Origin of the sequence: Kitasatospora sp. NPDC001547, from assembly GCF_042894165.1 — a bacterium.
Lineage (GTDB): Bacteria > Actinomycetota > Actinomycetes > Streptomycetales > Streptomycetaceae > Kitasatospora.
Window position 1 is genome coordinate 12,754 of record NZ_JBIAVL010000022.1, and the last position, 19,414, is coordinate 32,167.

14 protein-coding genes are annotated in these 19,414 nt (G+C 74.0%); 4 read left to right on the plus strand and 10 right to left on the minus strand.

Features of this window, described 5'->3' with window-relative positions:
• The first annotated feature begins 248 nt into the window (after positions 1-248).
• Positions 249-2,471, plus strand: coding sequence for an NADP-dependent isocitrate dehydrogenase (locus tag ACFY0X_RS29780; RefSeq protein WP_387759167.1), 2,223 nt, complete (start codon positions 249-251; stop codon positions 2,469-2,471).
• Positions 2,472-2,632: 161 nt separating this feature from the next.
• On the opposite strand, the gene ACFY0X_RS29785 is transcribed toward ACFY0X_RS29780, so the two are convergent.
• A complete protein-coding gene (locus tag ACFY0X_RS29785; protein WP_387759169.1) occupies positions 2,633-3,220 on the minus strand; it encodes a YdcF family protein in 588 nt (195 codons plus the stop codon).
• A 149-nt stretch (positions 3,221-3,369) separates the two neighbouring features.
• Positions 3,370-4,398: a cytochrome c oxidase assembly protein gene (locus ACFY0X_RS29790; protein WP_387759170.1), complete on the minus strand. Its 1,029-nt coding sequence runs from the start codon at positions 4,396-4,398 to the stop codon at positions 3,370-3,372.
• A 199-nt stretch (positions 4,399-4,597) separates the two neighbouring features.
• On the opposite strand from ACFY0X_RS29790, the gene ACFY0X_RS29795 reads away from it, so the two are divergent.
• Entirely contained in the window at positions 4,598-5,581 is a 984-nt protein-coding gene (locus ACFY0X_RS29795) for an NAD-dependent epimerase/dehydratase family protein (RefSeq protein WP_387759172.1), read from the plus strand.
• Between the two features lie 70 nt (positions 5,582-5,651).
• Here ACFY0X_RS29795 and ACFY0X_RS29800 read toward each other — a convergent pair whose 3' ends face one another.
• From ACFY0X_RS29800 to ACFY0X_RS29820, 5 genes are all read right to left on the minus strand, one after another.
• Positions 5,652-6,647 carry a 2-hydroxyacid dehydrogenase gene (locus tag ACFY0X_RS29800; RefSeq protein ID WP_387759174.1) on the minus strand — a complete coding sequence of 332 codons (996 nt, stop codon included), beginning with the start codon at positions 6,645-6,647 and terminating at the stop codon, positions 5,652-5,654.
• 136 nt (positions 6,648-6,783) lie between these two features.
• On the minus strand, positions 6,784-7,809 hold the full coding sequence (locus ACFY0X_RS29805; RefSeq protein ID WP_387759175.1) for a 6-phosphofructokinase: 1,026 nt from the start codon (positions 7,807-7,809) through the stop codon (positions 6,784-6,786).
• 351 nt (positions 7,810-8,160) lie between these two features.
• On the minus strand, positions 8,161-8,889 hold the full coding sequence (locus ACFY0X_RS29810; protein WP_387759176.1) for a type 1 glutamine amidotransferase: 729 nt from the start codon (positions 8,887-8,889) through the stop codon (positions 8,161-8,163).
• 46 nt (positions 8,890-8,935) lie between these two features.
• Positions 8,936-10,198, minus strand: a complete 1,263-nt coding sequence (locus tag ACFY0X_RS29815; RefSeq protein WP_387759178.1) for a MurT ligase domain-containing protein — start codon at positions 10,196-10,198, stop codon at positions 8,936-8,938.
• A gap of 262 nt (positions 10,199-10,460) precedes the next feature.
• Positions 10,461-11,171 carry a GNAT family N-acetyltransferase gene (locus tag ACFY0X_RS29820; RefSeq protein WP_387759180.1) on the minus strand — a complete coding sequence of 237 codons (711 nt, stop codon included), beginning with the start codon at positions 11,169-11,171 and terminating at the stop codon, positions 10,461-10,463.
• A gap of 261 nt (positions 11,172-11,432) precedes the next feature.
• Here ACFY0X_RS29820 and ACFY0X_RS29825 point away from each other — a divergent pair, with 261 nt between their 5' ends.
• Positions 11,433-15,446 carry an amino acid adenylation domain-containing protein gene (locus tag ACFY0X_RS29825; protein ID WP_387759181.1) on the plus strand — a complete coding sequence of 1,338 codons (4,014 nt, stop codon included), beginning with the start codon at positions 11,433-11,435 and terminating at the stop codon, positions 15,444-15,446.
• 113 nt (positions 15,447-15,559) lie between these two features.
• Positions 15,560-15,802 (plus strand): hypothetical protein, encoded by a 243-nt coding sequence (locus ACFY0X_RS29830; RefSeq protein WP_387759182.1) that lies wholly within the window; start codon positions 15,560-15,562, stop codon positions 15,800-15,802.
• A 115-nt stretch (positions 15,803-15,917) separates the two neighbouring features.
• On the opposite strand, the gene ACFY0X_RS29835 is transcribed toward ACFY0X_RS29830, so the two are convergent.
• From ACFY0X_RS29835 to ACFY0X_RS29845, 3 genes are all read right to left on the minus strand, one after another.
• Positions 15,918-16,331, minus strand: coding sequence for a hypothetical protein (locus tag ACFY0X_RS29835; RefSeq protein WP_387759183.1), 414 nt, complete (start codon positions 16,329-16,331; stop codon positions 15,918-15,920).
• 111 nt (positions 16,332-16,442) lie between these two features.
• Positions 16,443-17,957 (minus strand): pyridoxal phosphate-dependent decarboxylase family protein, encoded by a 1,515-nt coding sequence (locus ACFY0X_RS29840; protein WP_387759184.1) that lies wholly within the window; start codon positions 17,955-17,957, stop codon positions 16,443-16,445.
• Between the two features lie 178 nt (positions 17,958-18,135).
• On the minus strand, positions 18,136-19,254 hold the full coding sequence (locus ACFY0X_RS29845; protein ID WP_387759186.1) for a hypothetical protein: 1,119 nt from the start codon (positions 19,252-19,254) through the stop codon (positions 18,136-18,138).
• Between the last annotated feature and the right edge of the window lie 160 nt (positions 19,255-19,414).

Consider the following 19,414-nt stretch of genomic DNA (forward strand, 5'->3'; position numbering starts at 1 on the left):
CCGGGTGGAGCAAACCACCGGTCGGGCGTTCCGCTTGCCACCCGTCCCGACCCGGACGACCGTGGAGTTCGCGCCCGCTCACACCTCGTCCCGTCCGGCTGCCACGGCCGCCGGAACGCCCCCGCCACGGGGGCCGCCGCACCCGCCGGCCGGACCGGTACGCGTTCGGAGGCGGGGGGAGGTGGAGCCGGAGGCCCGTGACGAGATATCTTGACGTCAAGACGTTGGAGACGTGAAGCGGAGTACCGATGACTGACTCGACCATCATCTATACGCACACCGACGAGGCTCCGGCCCTGGCGACCTACTCGTTCCTGCCGGTGGTCCAGGCCTACGCCTCGACGGCGGGTGTGCGGGTGGAGACCCGCGACATCTCCCTGGCCGGGCGGATCATCGCGAGCTTCCCGGAGCGTCTGACCGAGGCGCAGCGGATCGGCGACGCCCTGGCCGAGCTGGGTGAGCTGGCCAAGACCCCGGCCGCCAACATCATCAAGCTGCCGAACATCTCGGCCTCGGTGCCGCAGCTCAAGGCCGCCATCGCGGAGCTGCAGGCCCAGGGCTACGCCCTGCCGGACTACCCGGACGACCCGCAGACCGACGAGGACAAGGACGTCCGCGCCCGTTACGACAAGGTCAAGGGCAGCGCCGTCAACCCGGTCCTGCGCGAGGGCAACTCGGACCGCCGGGCCCCGCAGTCGGTCAAGAACTACGCCAAGACCCACCCGCACCGCATGGGCGCCTGGTCGGCCGACTCGAAGACCAACGTCGCCACCATGGGCGAGAACGACTTCCGGTCCACCGAGAAGTCCACCGTAATCGCCGCCGACGGCGCCCTGCGCATCGAGCTGCTCGGCGAGGACGGCACCACCACCGTGCTGCGCGAGAAGGTGCCGGTGCTGGCGGGCGAGGTCGTCGACGCCTCGGTGCTGCGCGCCGCCGCCCTGAACGAGTTCCTGGCCGCGCAGGTCGCCCGGGCCAAGGCCGAGGGCGTGCTGTTCTCGGTGCACCTCAAGGCCACCATGATGAAGGTCTCCGACCCGATCATCTTCGGCCACGTGGTCCGCGCCTTCTTCCCGAAGACCTTCGCCAAGTACGGCGAGGTGCTGGTCGCCGCCGGTCTGAACCCGAACAACGGCCTCGGCGGCATCCTGGCCGGCCTCGACAACGTGCCGCACCTGGGTGCCGAGATCAAGGCCTCCTTCGAGGCCGAGCTGGCCGAGGGCCCGGCCCTGGCCATGGTCGACTCCGACAAGGGCATCACCAACCTGCACGTGCCGAGCGACGTCATCGTCGACGCCTCGATGCCGGCCATGATCCGCACCTCCGGCCACATGTGGGGCCCGGACGGCAAGGAGGCCGACACCCTCGCCGTGCTGCCGGACAGCAGCTACTCCGGCGTGTACCAGGCCGTCATCGACGACTGCCGCGCCCACGGCGCCCTGGACCCGGCGACCATCGGCTCGGTGCCGAACGTCGGCCTGATGGCCCAGAAGGCCGAGGAGTACGGCTCGCACGACAAGACCTTCGAGATCGCCGCCGCGGGCACCGTCCGCCTGGTCGACACCGAGGGCAACGTGGTGCTGGAGCAGGCCGTCCAGCCGGGCGACATCTTCCGCGCCTGCCAGACCAAGGACCTGCCGATCCAGGACTGGGTCAAGCTGGCCGTCACCCGCGCCCGCGCCACCGGCGTCCCGGCGGTGTTCTGGCTGGACGAGGACCGCGCCCACGACGCGGTGCTGATCGGCAAGGTCAAGCAGTACCTGCCGGAGCACGACACCGAGGGCCTGCAGATCGAGATCAAGTCGCCGGTCGAGGCCACCAAGTTCTCGCTGGAGCGCATCCGCCGCGGCGAGGACACCATCTCGGTGACCGGCAACGTGCTGCGCGACTACCTGACCGACCTCTTCCCGATCCTGGAGCTGGGCACCAGCGCCAAGATGCTGTCGGTCGTCCCGCTGATGGCGGGCGGCGGCCTGTTCGAGACCGGCGCCGGCGGCTCCGCCCCGAAGCACGTCCAGCAGCTGGTCAAGGAGAACTACCTGCGCTGGGACAGCCTGGGCGAGTTCTTCGCGCTGGCCGCCAGCTTCGAGCACCTGGCCAGCACCACCGGCAACGCCCGCGCCCAGGTGCTGGCCGACACCCTGGACCGCGCCACCGGCACCTTCCTCAACGAGGACAAGTCGCCGAGCCGCCGCCTCGGTGGCATCGACAACCGCGGCAGCCACTTCTACCTGGCCATGTACTGGGCCCAGGAGCTGGCCGAGCAGACCGCCGACGCCGAGCTGGCCCAGGCCTTCGCCGGCCTGGCCGCGACGCTGACCGAGCAGGAGTCGGCCATCGTCGAGGAGCTGATCGCCGTCCAGGGCGCGCCGGTCGACCTCGGCGGCTACTACCAGCCGGACGCGGCCAAGGCCGCCGCGGTGATGCGCCCGTCCAAGACCTTCAACGAGGCGCTCGCCAACCTGGGCTGAACCAGGCCGGGTCGAAGCTGACGAAGGCCCCGGGTCCGATGCGGACCCGGGGCCTTCCGGCTGCTCTGGCAGCGGCGGGGGCGGGGCTTTTCGGCTGCTCTGGCGCCGGCCCACGGCTCCGCGCGGGCCGTCCGGCCGCCGCCCGGCCCCGGACTTCCGGGTCAGGCGCGGCCGAGCAGGGCGAGGGCGGTGCCGACGGCCTCGCGCAGCAGCAGGTACGGGCCGTGCGCCAGCGGGCCGTCCGCGCCGAGCACGGCGGCGGGGACGCCGGCCCGGCGGGCGGCCAGGGCGGAGCGGACGGTGTGGAAGCCGTTGGTGACCACCGTGCAGCGGTAGCCGGGGCGCTCGGCGGCCATCAGGGCGGCGCTGAAGCGCAGGTTCTCGGCGGTGTTCACGGCCCGCTCCTCGCGCCGGATCCGCTCGGCCGGGACGCCGCGGGCGACCAGGTAGCGGGCCATCGCGGCGGCCTCGGTGCACTCCTCGTGCGGGCCCTTCCCACCGGTCACCAGGACCAGCGGGGCGTACCCGGCCTTCTCCTCGGCGGCGAAGCGTTCCAGCGCGGCGTCCAGCCGGGCCGCCAGCGGGCGCGCGGGCTCGCAGCCCTCCAGCGCGGCGCCCAGCACCACCAGGTAGTCGGAGCCGGCCGACGCGGGCCGACGGCGGTGGTGCAGCGCCAGGCCGAGGAAGCCGAGCAGCCAGAGCAGGACGGACCCGCAGAGCAGGACGGCGACGATCAGCAGGACGTGCATGTCCGTTCGAACGCGTACGGCGGAACGACCGTTCCGGCCTCCGGCGCCACCGTCGTTTCCGGGGCGGGCCGGGGAACGGCGGAACCCCCGTTCCGCGGGTGGAACGGGGGTTCCCGGGAACGGGGGTTCCGCGGCGGGTGTGGGCGGGCTCAGCCGGCCTCGGCCGCCGGGGCGGCGCCGGTGACCGGGGCGACCGGAGCGGCGGGGGCGGCGGGAGTCGCACCGCCTGCGCGCCGGTCGCGCTTGTGCAGCGAGGCCAGGTAGGCGTTGTACGCCTCCAGCTCGGCGTCGCCGGTGCGCTCCTCGGAACGGTCGCGGCGGCGGGCCTGCCGCTGCTCGGACCCCATCCACTGGTAGACCAGCGCGATCAGCACGATCGCGGTCGGGATCTCGCCGAACGCCCAGGTGATCCCGCCGGCCAGTTTCTGGTCCTCCAGCAGGTTCGTCCCCGGTGGTGCGCCCTCCACGGTGAAGGTGGTGACCAGCGGGTGCCCGGCCATCATCACCGCCACGCCGAAGAAGGCGTGGAACGGCATCCCCATGAACAGCTCGATGATCCGCATCACGTGGCCGGGGCGGTGCGGGCCCGGGTCCACGCCCATGATCGGCCAGAAGAAGGCCAGCCCGGTGAACAGGAAGTGCACCATCATGAAGATGTGCCCGAGGCGGTACTGCATCAGGAAGTCGAACAGCGGGGTGAAGTAGACCCCGTACAGGCTCGCGATGAACATCGGGATGGTGAACGCCGGGTGCGAGATGATCCGGACGTACCGGCTGTGCAGCAGCGCCACCAGCAGCTCGCGCGGCCCGCGCGGACGACCCTTGCCGGTCGGGCGCAGCGCGCGCAGCGCCAGCGTGATCGGGGCGCCCAGCAGCAGCAGGATCGGCGTCAGCATGGAGAGCACCATGTGCTGGATCATGTGCGCGCTGAACAGCACCATGCCGTAGTCGTTCAGGCCGGTGCAGGTGACCAGCAGCATGCTGGCGACACCCGCCGCCCAGCCGACCATCCGGCCGACCGGCCAGCGGTCGCCGCGCCGGTACAGCCGCACCACGCCCGCCGCGTACAGTCCCAGGACGACCAGGCCGCCGAGCAGGAACACCCAGTCGGGGGACCAGGTCCAGGCGTTCGACAAGCTGAACGGGCCTAGTCGGGTCATCCCGCCGTGGTGGTGCATTCCTGACATTCCGTCGCCCATCGGCGGGTCCTGCTTTCCGTCCTCGTGGTCCCTGGTGAGGGTCCGGTTCGCCCGTTTTGCTTGACCTACAGCCTAGGTGGGCCTTACCTCGGGCCACCCGCCGCCCCCTCCGTACGGGTGTCCCCGCCGGGCCGCCCGCTGGCTAGACTGACCGGCCGGTCGGCAGGAAGGTTCGGAGATGGCGACGGAGGACGGACCCGCGGCGCACCCCACGGTCGCGCTGACCGGGGCCACCGGTTTCATCGGATCCGCCGTGCTGGCGGCCCTCGCGGCGCGCGGCGTCCGGGTGCGGGCGCTGGCCCGCAGACCGCCGCAGGAGGCCGCGCCCGGCACCGCCTGGGTGCCGGGCGACCTCGCCGACCCGGCGGCGCTCACGGAGCTCTGCACGGGCGCCGGGGCGCTGGTGCACCTCGCCTCCCGGGTCGACGGCGGCACCGAGGAGTGCGAGGCGGTGAACGACCGGGGCACCGCCGCCCTGATGGCGGCCGCCACCCGCGCCGGGGTGCGGCGGATCGTCCACCTCTCCACGGCGGCGGTCTACGGCGAGGGCCCGCACGCGGGCGTCGACGTGGACGAGGTGCCGCCCGCGCCGGTCTCCGAGGCCAGCCGCACCCGGCTGCTCGGCGAGCGCCACGCGCTGGCGGCCGGCGGGCACGTGCTGCGCCCCGGGCTGGTGACCGGGACCGGCGACCGCTGGGTGGTGCCCGCCCTGGCCGAGCTGGTCCGCCGGGTGCCGGTCCGCTGGGAGGGCGGCAGCAGCCGGCTCTCGATGGTGGACCGCGCCGACCTGGCCCGGCTGATCACCGTGCTCGCCCTGGACGGGCACGCCGCCCCGCCGGGCGTCCACCACGCCTCGCACCCCGAGCCGGTCCGCGGCGGCGACCTCCTCGCCGCCCTGGCCGCCCTCGGCCTGCTGCCCGCCCCGGACGGCCCGGCCGTGCCCTGGGAGGAGTGCCGCCGGCTGCTGGCCGCCGCGCCCGGCCGGGTCTCGGAGCGCCAGTTCGGCCTGATCGCCCGCGACCACTGGTACCGCAGCGAGCGGATCTGGCGCCTCGCCTCCTGCCCGCCCGGCCCCGGCCCGCTGGCCCGCCTCCCGCAGGCCGCCGCCTGGTACCGCGAGGTGCTCGGCGGGGGGACGGCCCGGCCGGCGGGGGTGTCCTGACCGGCCGAGCGGCCCGCCGGTCGCCGTGCCGGGCACGGGCGTGGGCGGCGCGCCGGCGTCCGGGGCCCGCTCAGCTCCTCGGGACGAGGGTGTTCTCGTTGGTGCGGCCGGCGGCGAAGTCGTCGATGTTGCGGGCGGTGGCGTCGATGATCTGGCCGACGGCGGTGCCGGTGAAGTAGGCCTGGTGGCTGGTGACCAGGACCTGGGGGAAGGTGACGAGGCGGGCGAGGACGTCGTCGGTGATGCCGTGGATGGAGCGGTCGGTGAAGAAGACGCCGGTCTCCTCCTCGTAGACGTCGAGGCCGACGCCGGAGAGGCGTCCGGCGCGCAGGGTCTCGACCAGGGCGGCGCTGTCGACGAGGCCGCCGCGGCTGGAGTTGATGAGGATGGCGTCGTCCTTCATGCGGGCGAGGGCGGCGGCGTCGATGAGGTGGTGGGTGGCCGGGAGGAGGGGGACGTGGAGGCTCACCAGGTCGGCGCGGCCGAGGAGTTCGGGCAGCTCGGTGTAGGCCATGCCGAGGTCGAGGCAGGCCGGGTTCCGGGCGATGTCCCAGCCGAGGAGGGTGGTGCCGAAGCCGGCGGCGATGCGGGCGAAGCACTCGCCGATCTTGCCGGTTCCGATGACGCCGACGGTCATGCCGTGGATGTCGCGGCCGAGGAGGCCGTCGAGGCGGAAGTCGAACTCGCGGGTGCGGTTGGCGGCGCGGGTGAGCCGGCGGTTGACCGCCAGCGCGAGCGTCCAGGCGTGTTCGGCGACCGAGTACGGGCTGTACTGGGAGACCCGGGCGACGGTGAGGCCGAGTTCGGCGGCGGCGTCGAGGTCGATGTTGTTGAAGCCGGTGGAGCGCTGGGCGACCAGCTCGGTGCCGCCCGCGGCCAGGACGGCGAGGGTCTCGGCGTCGAGGACGGCGTTCACGCTGCTGCTGACGGCCGGGTAGCCGGCGGCGAGCGGGGCGGTGTCGCGGTTGAGGAACACGTCCAGGCAGCGCAGTGCGTGGCGGCCCGCGAACGCCTGCTCCAGCAGCGGCCGTTCGTCGGCCTGCACCCCGTACGCGAGGATCTCCATGCCCGGTCCCTCCAGTCGGCTCCTGCGGTCACGCTAGCGGCCCGGGTCGGGCGCCGCCCGCCGGGTGCGGGGAGCACGAGGCCCCCGGCCACCGCGCGGTGCGGGGGCCGGGGGCCGGTGGAAGGGCGGTGGGCGGTCAGATGACCGTCTCGGCCTCCAGGTAGCGGTCCTGCGGCACTGTCTTCAGCTCGGCGACCGCCTCGGCCAGCGGCACCAGGTTGATGTTGGTGCCCTGCAGCGCGGTGATGTGCCCGAAGGCGCCCTTGTGGACGGCCTCGACGGCGTGCCAGCCGAAGCGGGTGGCGAGCACCCGGTCGTAGGCGGTCGGGGTGCCGCCGCGCTGGGTGTGGCCGAGGATCACCGGGCGGGCCTCCTTGCCGAGGCGGTGCTCCAGCTCGCGGGAGAGCTGGGTGGCGATGCCGGTGAACCGCTCGTGGCCGTAGATGTCCTTGGTGCCCTCCTCCCAGTGCATGGTGCCGGGCTCGGGCTTGGCGCCCTCGGCGCAGACCACGATGGCGAACTTCTTCTGGCGGTCGAAGCGCTCGCGGACCACGTCGGTGAGCTTGTCGATGTGGAACGGGCGCTCCGGCACGACGATGGCGTGCGCGCCGGCCGCCATGCCCGCGTTCAGCGCGATCCAGCCGGTGTGCCGGCCCATGACCTCGACGACCATGACCCGCTGGTGGGACTCGGCGGTGGTCTTCAGCCGGTCCAGCGCCTCGGTGGCCACCGAGACGGCGGTGTCGAAGCCGAAGGTCACGTCCGTGGCGGCGATGTCGTTGTCGATGGTCTTCGGCACGCCGACGATCGGCAGGCCCGCGTCGCTCATCAGCTTGGCGGCCTTCAGGGTGCCCTCGCCGCCGATCGGGATGACCGCGTCCAGACCGAGGTCGGAGCAGTACTTCCTGGCCCGCTCGACGCCGTCCCGCAGGTGGCTCGGCTGGACCCGGGAGGAACCGAGGATGGTGCCGCCCTGGGCCAGGATGCCGCTCACCGAGTCCAGGGTCAGGGGGCGGTGGTGGCCCTCCAGGAATCCGCGCCACCCGTCCTCGAACCCGATGATCTCGTCGCCGTGGTCGACCACCCCCCGGTGGACCACGGAACGGATCACCGCGTTCAGGCCGGGGCAGTCACCGCCGCTGGTCAGCACTCCGATACGCATTAGCTTTGCAACTCCCGAGCAGAACCGAGGAACGGCCGGACTACAGGCTGGGACGACGAGCCGTCACCGTGACGGGGCGCTCCCGCGCCGTGGTGGCGGGGAGGTGGCCGTGGGGTGAAGGACCGGCCGATCCGGACGAAACGCCCGAAAACGGCCGCGAAGTCGAGCATACGGCCCCTGGTCCGGCCGGGCAGGAGCCGACGCGGGAGCGGCGCCGTCGGCGCCCCCGCGCGGAATTGCAGCCTGCTGCCGAGGAGGGTGTGCAGTAGGCAGCCCCATTGTGGTACGTCCGGGGCCGCCCGCGGACCGGGTGACCGCATGGCGGGCACCCGGCCGGGGCGTACGGATGTACTACTGGGGGCGCGTCGCGGCCGCGATGCGCTCGGCGCGCAGCGCGTCGTACCAGGTGGTGTCGGCCGGCGGCAGGGCGCTGACGTCCAGCGCCAGCTTCAGCAGCATGTCGGCCACGGCGGGGTTGCGGGCCAGCACCGGGCCGTGCAGGTAGGTGCCGAACACGGTGTCCCGCCAGGCGCCCTCGGTGCCGTCACCGGTGCCGTTGCCCCGGCCGACGCTGACGGTGGCGAAGGGCTGCACGCCCTGGCCGAGGTGGGTGACGCCCTGGTGGTTCTCGAAGCCCGTCAGCTGCGGCAGGCCGAGCCGGGGGTCGACGTCGGCGAGCACGTCGCCGACGCAGCGGGCGCCCTCGCCGCGGGTGGTCCAGACGTCGAGCAGGCCCAGGCCCGGCTCGCGCTCGCCGAGGTCGTTGATGAACTCGTGGCCCATGATCTGGAAGCCGGCGCAGACGCCGAAGATGATCGCGCCGTTCTCGGCGGCCCGCACCAGGCCGCTGTCGGCGCGCAGCCGCTCGGCGGCCAGGCGCTGCGGGCGGTCCTCGCCGCCGCCGATCAGGTAGATGTCGCCACTGGTGGGGATCGCCTGGTCGGAGCGGACGTCGATCCGGGTCACGTTGAGGTGGCGCTGGCGGGCCCGGCGCTCCACGACCAGGGCGTTGCCCCGGTCGCCGTAGGTGCTGAGCAGGTCCGGGTAGACCCAGACCACGCGCAGGCTGCTCTCACTCATCCTCGAAGGCCTTCCGTCACGTAAAGACTGGTGTGCGGGCGCGGCATCAGCCGGCCACGACCTTCCGCAGCTGCTGGAAGGCGGTGTAGTTGGCGATGGCCTCGATCCGGCCGGGCGGGGCCATCCGGACGGCCTGCTCCAGGGTGTCCACCACGTGGAACTGGAGCCCGGCGACCTCCAGGCGGACGGCCAGGTCCAGCTTGCGCTGGCCCATCACGAAGACCGGGTGCCCGGCGAGGCGCTCGTAGTCGACGTCCCACAGCCAGGAGGTGTCGGTGCCGTCGGCGTCGAGGGCGTTGACGGAGAGGATCACCGGGGCGGGCGGGCCGTCGATCAGCGAGAAGGTCTCCAGCCAGCCGGCCGGGTTCTTGGCGAGCAGCAGGCGGATGTCCCGGCCCTGGTACTGGACCACGTCGTAGCGGCCGGCCACGGCGGCCACCGAGCGCATCCGCTCCAGGGCGACCTGCGGGGCGACGCCGAACACGGCGGCGACGGCGGCCGAGCTGGTGGCGTTGGCCAGGTTGGCCCGGCCGGGCAGCTGGAGCTGGATCGGCCAGGCGCCGCGCTGCGGGTCGATCACGTGGGTGCCCTGGAGCGCCCAGTGCGGGTTGGGCCGGCGGAAGCCGCAGTCCTGGCAGAACCAGTCCTCGCCGGGGCGCTGCATCACGCCGCCGCAGGCGGGGCAGGACCAGGCGTCCTCCTTCCAGGCCTGGCCGGCGGCCACCCAGACCACCTTCTTGCAGGAGGAGGCGGCCCAGGTCACCAGCGGGTCGTCGGCGTTGGCGATGACCACGGCCTCGGTGTTCTGGAGGCCCTCGCGCCACTTCTCGGCCATCATCCGGGTCTCGGCGGCGCGGTCGAGCTGGTCGCGGGAGAGGTTGAGCAGGGCGATCGCCTTGGGACGGGTGTCGCGGGCGACCATCGCCAGGTACTTCTCGTCGACCTCGATCACGCCGAAGCGGGCGTCCGTGCCGCCGGCCAGGGCGGAGGTGATGCCGGCGGGCATGTTGGCGCCCAGGGCGTTGGAGACCACCGGTCCGGCGGCGCGCAGCGCCTCGGCGATCAGGCGGGTGGTCGTGGTCTTGCCGTTGGTCGCGCTGACCAGGACGACGTCGAGGTGGTCGGCGAGGGTGGCGAGCAGGTCGGGGTCGAGCTTGAGGGCGACCTTGCCGCCGATCACCGAGCCGCTTCCGCGCCCGGCCTTGCGCGACACGGCGGCGGCGACCCGGCCGGCGGTGACCGCGATCTTGGCGCGTGCCGGCAGCGAGGCGTCGCGTGCGCCTGTGGGCTCCGATTCGGTGCCTGCCATGCTCAGTGGTTCCTCCTTGCTGCGGCACCACCCGTGGCCGGATAACGGGCCGTCGGGCGGCGGGGACGGGGGTCAGCCTACCGACTCCGTCGCCCGACCGGACGAACCGGACCCCACGCCGCCTGCTGCGACGCGCTCGCGGGTACTGCTGAGGGCCCGTCAAGGAGGGCGGTGTACGGAGCGACCCCTTACGGCTTGACGACGCTCCGCGGGCACCGCCGGGTTCCCGGGGCGCCCGGGTAAGGATCTGGTGAAGAAATGATCAGCGGCCCGGACGGTGGACGCGACCGGCCGGATCCCCGGCGGCCGGCGTGGCGGTGATCACCAGGGTGCCGTCCTCGGACTGGAAGTCCAGTGGCGTGCCCAGCCGTCGCATCGCGGCGATCAGGCCGGTGTTGCCGCCCTGGGTCACCGCGTACACCGTCCGGACGCCGGCCGCCCGGGCCGCCGCCGACAGCCGCCGCAGCAGCGCCAGGCCGAGCCCGCGCCGCTGCCAGGCGTCCTCGACCAGGACGGCCAGCTCGGCCTCGTCGTCGTCCCACATCAGGTGCCCGAGCGCGACGACCCGCCCGTCCGGGGCGGTCACCGCGTAGCTGCGGCCGTGCCGGGGGTCCAGCAGGTGGTCCAGGTAGCGGCCGGCGTCGCGGACCGGCCCGTGGTAGCGCTGGCGCAGCGCGGCGGGCGAGCAGCGGTCGTGCATCGCCAGCGCCGCCGCCCGGTCGGCCGGCCCGGCCGGGCGCAGCAGCAGCTCCGTCCCGTCCGGCCCGGACAGCCGGGACGGGGCCTCCGGCGCCCGGCCGGCGGGACGGGCCGCGGGTGGGTGCGGCTGCGGCTGCGGCCGGACGGTCCGGTACGGGCCGCCGGTGAGCGCGGGCAGCCGGGTGGCCTGGCCCTCGGGCGCCGCGCACCTGCGGTCGGACCTGCGGAAGGGCCGGTGCCAGAGCCGTTCGGGGCGAGTGCGTGATGCCGTCATGCCGCCGACGCTACCGACGGTGCGCTTCCGCTCGGTTACGTGATCGTGAACGTCCGAATGCCCCCGCGGCCCGACCGGGCGGTGGGACCCCGGGCCGGGCGGCGGCGGGACCGGCCGGGACGGCGTCGGCGCAGGTCCCGACCGGTGCCTCATGCGGCCGGGACGGCGGGCGGCCGACGGTGGATGACGTTCCCGGCGCCCCGGCGCTCCTGGTGAGCGGGAGGCCGGGCCCCGTACGTCCACGCACCGAAGGCCGTTTCCATGCGCGACACCCCGTCCGTCCGCACCACCGACACCTCCACCCGCACCGGCATCTCCGCCGGCACCTCCACCCGCACCGAGAGCGGTACCGAAACCGCCACCCCCGCCGTCCCGCACGCCCGCCGCGCTCCGGTCGGCACCGCGCTCACCGGGCTGCTCGACCGGCAGGCGCGCACCCGGCCCGGCTCGCCGGCCGTCCTCGGCGAGGGCGGCGGCCTCACCTTCCGGGAGCTGTCCGCGACCGCCCGTCGGCTGGCCGAGCGGCTGCGCCACCTGGGCGCCGGCCCGGACGGCCGCGTCGGCCTGTACGTCGAGCCGTCCGTCGAGCTGGTCGCCGGGGCCTGGGGCGTGCTGTACTCCGGCGCCGGCTACCTGCCGCTGGCGCCCGAGTACCCCGAGGAGCGGCTCCGCTACATGATCGAGGACAGCGGCACCCGGATCGTGCTGACCCAGGCGCACCTGCGCGAGCGGCTGGCCGCGCTGGTCCCGGCCGGGACGGCGGTGGTCACCTTCGAGGACGCGCCGCCGGTGCCGGACGCCCCGCCGGTGCGAAACGCTGCGCCGGTGCCGGACACGGCTCCGCTGCCGGACACGGCGCAGGAGGAGGCCGTCGAACCGGAGTCGCTGGCCTACGTGATCTACACCTCGGGCAGCACCGGCCGGCCCAAGGGCGTGATGATCGAGCACCGCTCGGTGGTCTCCCAGCTGCGCTGGATGCACTCCGCCGGGTACCTCGGCCCCGAGGTCACCGTGCTGCAGAAGACCCCGATGAGCTTCGACGCGGCGCAGTGGGAGATCCTCGCCCCGGCCGTCGGCGCCCGGGTGGTGGCCGGCACGCCCGGCCTCCACCGGGACCCGGAGGCGCTGGTCGCCGCCGTCCGGCGGCACCGGGTGACCGCGCTGCAGTGCGTGCCCACCCTGCTCCGGGCGCTGCTGGACACCGAGGGCTTCACCGGCTGCACCGGCCTGACCCGGCTGTTCTCCGGCGGCGAGGCGCTCTCCCGGCGGCTCGCCCGCGAGCTGGGGCAGGCCCTGCCCCAGGCCGCCCTGGTCAACCTGTACGGCCCGACCGAGTGCACCATCAACGCCACCTCGCACCTGGTCGACCCGGCCGATCCGGCCGACGGCGCCGGCTCGGTGCCGATCGGCCGTCCGGTGGCCGACACCCGCTGCTACGTGCTCGACGAGGAGCTGGTGCCGGTGGCCGCCGACGGCGTCGGCGAGCTGTACATCGGCGGCGTCCAGGTGGCCCGCGGCTACCTGAACCGCCCGGAGCTGACCGCGGAGCGGTTCGTCCGCTCCCCGTTCGCCGCCGACGAGCGGCTGTACCGCACGGGCGACCTCGTGCGGTGGAACCCGGACGGCACCCTGCAGTTCGCCGGCCGGGTGGACAACCAGGTCAAGCTGCGCGGCTACCGGGTCGAGCTGGACGAGATCGCCCGCGCGATCGAGGAGCACACCTGGGTGCGCCGCTCGGCCGCGGTCGTCACCGGGAACGACCGCACCGGCCACCCGAACCTGGTCGCCTGCGTGGAGCTCAATCCGCGCGAGGCGGCCCTGATGGACCAGGGCAGCCACGGCGGCCACCACCAGTCCAAGGCCAGCAAGCTCCAGGTCAGGGCCCAGCTGTCGGACCCGGGCCTGCGCGAGCCGGGCCGGCTGGCGGGCCGCGAGCGGGTCGCACTGCCCGGCCGGAAGGAGACCGAGGCGCAGCGCCGCGAGACCTTCGCCCGCAAGACCTACCGCTTCTACGACGGCGGCGCGGTCACCCGGGACGACCTCACCGCCCTGCTCGCCCCGCGCCCGGCCGGCGCCTTCGGCCGCGACCTGGCACTGCTGAGCCTGCCCGAACTCGGCCGCGTCCTGCGGTGGTTCGGCCAGTTCCACAGCGAGGAGCGGCTGCTGCCGAAGTACGCCTACGCCTCGCCCGGCGCGCTGTACGCGACCCAGCTGTACCTGGAGACCGGCGGCCTGGACGGGCTCGCGGCCGGGCTGTACTACTACCACCCGGTCGAGCACGTCCTGGTCCGGATCGGCCCCGCCGAGCCCCGGGCCGAGGCGTACCTGACGCTGCACTTCTCCGGGAAGCACGGCGCCATCGAGCCGGTCTACCGGAACAACATCAGGGAGGTGCTGGAGTTCGAGACCGGCCACATGCTGGGCGTCCTGGAGGAGGTGCTGCCCGAGTACGGGCTGGACGTGCGCCCGCTCGGCCTCGACCCGGCGGTCCGGGACCGGCTGGACGTCGCCGAGGAGGACCACTACCTGGGCGGCTTCGCGGTCGTCCGGGCCGACGGCGCGGTGCGGGCCGAGGGCGCCACCGAGCTGTACGTCCAGGCCCACGAGGGCCGGGTGGACGGCCTGCCGGGCGGTCTCTACCGGTACGCCGACGGCGAGTTGACGCACGTCTCGGACGCGGTGGTGGAGTCCCGGCACGTGATCGCGATCAACCAGGCCGTGTACGCCCGGGCCGCGTTCGGCATCACCGCCGTCAGCCGCGCCGAGGAGGAGTGGCTGGAGTACATCGCGCTCGGCTCGGTGCTGCACCGCCTCCAGCGCAACGGCCTGCGCCTGGGCTTCATGTCCTCCGGATACAGCTCCAGGTCCGGCCACCCGCTGCCCGCCTCGCGCCGCATCGACGAGATCCTGGCCGGCCGCGGCATCACCCCCGGGCCGTCGTACTTCTTCCTCGGCGGAAAGGTGAGCGAGGAGCAGATTCGCAGTGAGGGCATGCACGAGGACACCGTCCACATGAAGGGCCCGGCCGAGATCATCAAGGACGAACTGGCCAACCTGCTGCCCGACTACATGCTGCCCAACCGGGTGCTGGTGATGGACGCCCTGCCGCTCACCGCGAACGGCAAGGTGGACCTCAGGGCGCTGGCCGCCTCCGAGGCCGTCCGCACGGCCGACGTCCGCGGCGAGTACGTCGCCCCGGCCACCGACCACGAGCGGTGGCTGGCCGAGGCCTGGGGCAGGGCGCTGAAGTACGAGGACGTGTCGGTGACGGACGAGTTCTTCGCCGTCGGCGGGAACTCGCTGATCGCCGTCGCCCTGGTCAACCGGATCAACCGCGAGTTCGGCGTCACGCTGCCGCTCCAGGTGCTGTTCGAGTGTCCTCGGCTGGGCGACCTGGCCGCGCGCATCGAGCGGGCCCGCGGCGCGGCCGGGCCCGAGGCGACCGGTTCCCGGCTGATCCCGCTGCACCCGGGGAAGGCCGGCCGGCCGGTGTTCTGCTGGCCCGGGCTGGGCGGCTACCCCATGAACCTGCGGCTGCTCGGCCGGGAGGCCGGTGCGGGCCGGGCGTTCTACGGGATCCAGGCGCACGGCATCAACCCGGGCGAGACGCCGTACCCCACCATCCGGGAGACGGCCGCCGCCGACGTCGCCGAGCTGCGCCGGGTGCAGCCGGAGGGCCCGTACACGCTGTGGGGCTTCTCCTTCGGCGCCCGGGTCGCCTTCGAGGCGGCCTGGCAGCTGGAGCAGGCCGGGCAGCGGGTCGAGCGACTGCTGCTGATCTGCCCCGGCAACCCGAAGGTGCGCCAGCACGGCGGCCGGCAGTGGGGCCGCGAGGCCTCGTACGCCAACCCGGCGTACCTGACCATCCTGTTCGGGGTGTTCACCGGCCGGATCAGCGGTCCGGAGCTGGAGCGCTGCCTGGCCGGCACGGCCGACGAGCCGGCCTTCGTCGCGGCCGTGCACCGGATGCTGCCGGAGCTGGACGAGGAGCTGATCCGGCGGATCACCGGGATCGTCGGGGAGACCTACGAGTTCGAGTACAGCTTCCGCGAGCTCGCCGAGCGGCGGCTGGACGCGCCGGTGACCGTCTTCAAGGCCGCGGGCGACGACTACTCCTTCATCGAGGGCAGCACCGGCTACTCGGCCGCCCCGCCCACCGTGGTCGACCTGGCCGCCGACCACTACGGGGTGCTGCGGGAGCACGGGGTGGCCGAGCTGGCCGCCGCGATCAGGGAGGTGGAGCGGACGGTGCCCGGCGATCTCCCGGGCCGCTGATCGGATGATCAGGACACGCTCACGGATGGCCCATGATCCGTGAGCGGGGGCGCCCCTTCGGATAGGGATGGCTCGGCTTTCCGCCGATCCCGTCCCGATCCGAAGGGGTTCCTGTGTTCCAGAAGTCCGTACGGGCCGTCGCCTGTTGCGTGTTGCTCCTCGTCGCCCCGGTCGCGCTCGCCCAGCCCGCCGCCGCCGTCCCCTCCTCCACCGTCACCTCGTCCTCCGACGGCAACGGCCCCAGGACCCCGGAGGAGGCCGCCGCCTGCAAGGCCGTCACCAGCGCCCTGCTCGGCGGCTTCGGCTCGATGCTGGGCAACGCGGTGTGCGTCGTGAAGCCGGCCGACGAGGGCTGAGCCGCGCACGACCCGTCAGCGCACGGACTTCCCCGGAGAGGGGGCGTCCGTGCGCTGACGTGGCATCCGGCGCCCGGTCCGCCGCACCGACCGTCGCGCAGCTCGCCGCCGCCGGTCAGGCGACCCGGGTGGGGGCGTCCTGGACGGTGTGGCCGGTGGTGGTGAGGAGGGCGGCGAGGTCCGCCGGGGTGACGGAGTGGGGGGTGCGGAGGAAGAGCTCCTCGGGGTGGAGGGAGAGCAGGGTGATCCGGTGGTCGGCGAGGGCCGCGGGGGTGTGGGCGAGCGCCGTGGTGCGGACCCGCCACACGGTCGTCGGTGGCGGCGCGTGGGGTGACCACCAGACGTGGAACAGGGCGGTGGCGAGCAGGGCGAGGGCGGAGGCGACCAGGACGAACGGGCCGTCCGGGCCGTCCACGACGAGCTTGGCGACGAGGTCGGCGGCGGTGACGGAGAGGAAGACGGCGGCGAGTTCGACCGTGTCGCGGCGCCAGTGGTGGGCGCGGCGCACGGCGGGCTTCGAGGGTTCCATGGCCACCACCCTGCCCGATCGGTGTTTCCCGGCCACGAACCGGCCGTGACCTGGCGGTTACGGTCCGCGCCGGCCCGTTACGGGGGGCGTTGCGGGAGGAGGCCGGGCCGGTCAGGCGAGCAGGTCGCGGGCCGCGGACCTCACCTCGGCGAGCAGCAGGCGGAGGTCCTCCTCCGTCGTCGTGGCGTTGAGGAGGCAGGCGCGGAGCATCTCGTGCCCGCCGAGCCGGGCGCCGGTGACGAAGACCCGGCCGCGCCGCTGGACGGCGACGGGGAGGTCGCGGTTGAGGGCGTCGCGGGCGGCCGCGTCCAGGCCCGGGGCGCGGTGGCGGAACGCCACGATCGAGGTCTGCACCTCGGCGAGCAGCTCCAGCTCCTCGTCCGCCTCGACGAGTTCACCGAGCCGGCGGGCCAGCGCGGTGCACCGGGCGACGTCCCGGGCGAGGCCGGTGCGGCCCTTGTGGGCGATGGTGGCCCAGACCTTGAGGGCCCGGAACGGGCGGGTCTGCTCGGTGCCGTACTCGGAGAACCAGCCGAGCGAGCCGGCCGCCTCGTCGCGCAGGTAGGACGGGACGAGGCTGAAGGTGCCGCGCAGCTCCTCGGTGTCGCGGACCAGCGCGCAGCCGCAGTCGACCGGGACGCCGAGCCACTTGTGCGGGTCGAGGGCCAGCGAGTCGGCGCGCTCCAGGCCGGCGTAGCGGTGGGCGATGGCCGGGTCGAGCCGGCCGAAGGCGCCGTACGCGCCGTCCACGTGCAGCCAGAGGCCCTGCTCCTGGCAGAGGTCGGCGATCGGGCCGAACGCGTCCACCGCGCCGGCGCCGACGGTGCCGGCCGAGGCGACCACCAGGAAGGGCAGCAGGCCGGCCGCGCGGTCGCGCTCGACGGCCGAGCGCAGGTCGGCGAGGTCCAGCCGGCCGTCGGGACCGGTGGCCACGGTGCGCAGGTGCCTGCTGCCGAGGCCGAGGAGCTCGGCGGCCTTGCGGACGCAGGAGTGGGTCTCGCCGGTGACGTAGCCGACCAGCGGCGGCAGGCCGGCCAGGCCCTCCTCGCGGACGTCCCGGCCGGCCCGCCGGGCGGCGCGGTTGCGGGCGGCGGCGAGGCAGACGATGGTCGCCATCGAGGTGCCGGAGGTGAGCAGGCCGCCGCCGGCCGGGTGCGGGAAGCCGACCAGCTCGGCGATCCAGCGGACCACGGCGCGCTCCAGGTGCACGTCGGCGTGGTCGCCGCCGGCCGAGCTGGGGTTCATCGCGGAGGCGGCGAGGGTGGCGAGCACCCCGGCGGGGGCAGGGGCGGAGTTGACCCAGCCGAAGAAGCGGGGGTTGCCGTTGCCCATCGGGTGGGGCAGGACGTCCCGGCCGATGGCGGCGATCAGCTCGTCGAGCGGGCGGCCCTCGGCGGGCAGCGGGGCGTCGAGCAGGGCCCGGCGGGCGGTCTCGTCCATGGGCTGCCAGACCGGGCGCCCGGGCAGCTCGGCGAGGTAGTCGGAGACCAGGTCGGCGGTGGCGTGGGCGGCCCGGCGGAAGTCGGTGCCGGGGACCTGGGCGCCGGGGACGTCGGCGCCGGGAAGGTCGGTGCCGGGGGAGCCGGTGCGGGGGACGTCGGTGCCGGGGAAGTCCTCGGTGGTCATGGCGTGCTCCAGGGAGGCCGGGGGACGGGCGGGGCGAGGCGCGGCGTCCTTGGCGCACCCTGATCAGGCGATGATCGGGCGATCCTACGCAAACGGGCCCGCGCCGTGCGGCGCGGGCCCTCATGGTGAGACCGGAACGTCGGTCCGGGCACTGGGGAGCGGGTGGTCCCCGGCGGGGTCAGTCCAGCGAGCTGGACAGGCCGCTCGCCGAGCGGCAGTAGCCCTGCATCTCCTTGTTGGTGATCTTGGCGCAGAGCCGGCCGGCCGCGCCCCCGTCGGTGTAGTTGACCGTGTAGTAGCTGACCAGGCCCTCGGCGCAGGCCTTGCGCTGCCAGCCGTCGGCGGCGGTGGCGCACTGCTCGGCCGCCCAGTCCTCGCGGTCCAGGTTGTACTTCATGGTGCGCGAGCCGACGCCGCGGCTGCAGTCCACCGCCCCGCCGCTGGCCTTGCCGTTGAGGCACCACTTGAGGGCCTCGGCGTAGACCTCGGGGTGGTTCGGGTAGTCGTGCGAGGAGAGGAAGAAGGTCGGGGCGTAGAAGAAGCAGGCGGACTGGAACAGCGCCGGCTGGTCCTTGCACGGGTAGAGCGGGTCCTGGGCGAGCTTGTCGGCGGGCAGGTTGGCCTTGGCCTGCTCGTCCTCCTCGTCCGGGCCGAAGAGTTGCATGAACAGGCCCTCGGAGCAGCGGATCCTGTTCTGGTCGGAGGGGAACTTGTTGCACAGGTCGCGCGCCTTGGCGACGTCCTGCTTGACCACGAACATGGTGCCGTGGCCGACGCCGTGGATGCAGGGCCCGGAGTTCTTGGGCGCGCAGAGCTTGAGCAGGTCCGTCTCGGGCTGGGGGGAGGCGTTGAGCATCTCCTCGACCGCGCCGTGCAGGTAGCCGGCCGCGCAGGTCTCGTGCGGGAAGGAGATGACCTTCTGGAAGTCGGCGTTGAAGCGCTTGACCGCCGCGTGGCCGAGCTCGTGCGCGATCGGGTGGCAGAAGCGCACGGTGTACGGCTTCTCCTTGCTGATCTTGTCGAGGTCGGCCAGGGCGACGCCGGGGTCGGTGGCGTCCATCTCGGCCATCAGCTTGTTGCGCAGGGTGGAGCGGGTCCACACCGCCGGGTCGCCGGTCGGGGTGGCGCTCGCGGGGCCGGCCGCGGCCGGCTGGGCGCCGGTGGCGGAGGCCCCGGGGGCGGCGGCGGGCCGGCTCGCGGTGGCCGCCGCGGGCGACCAGTCGGTGACGGCCACCGACCCCAGGCCCAGGACGCCCAGGAGCAGGGCGGTGAGAATCGCGAAGACTCGCGGCTGCATGACGGGATCCCCCGGCGGATCGAGGTGAACGTTTCGCTCCCATACTGACGGCACGTGAGCGGGTGGTCCGCGAATTCGTCCGCCGTTCGGGAGGTGTCGGCGACGCTACCGCACCGTAGGACCGCCGGGACCGGCGGGATGGTTCCGCACAATCACCCGG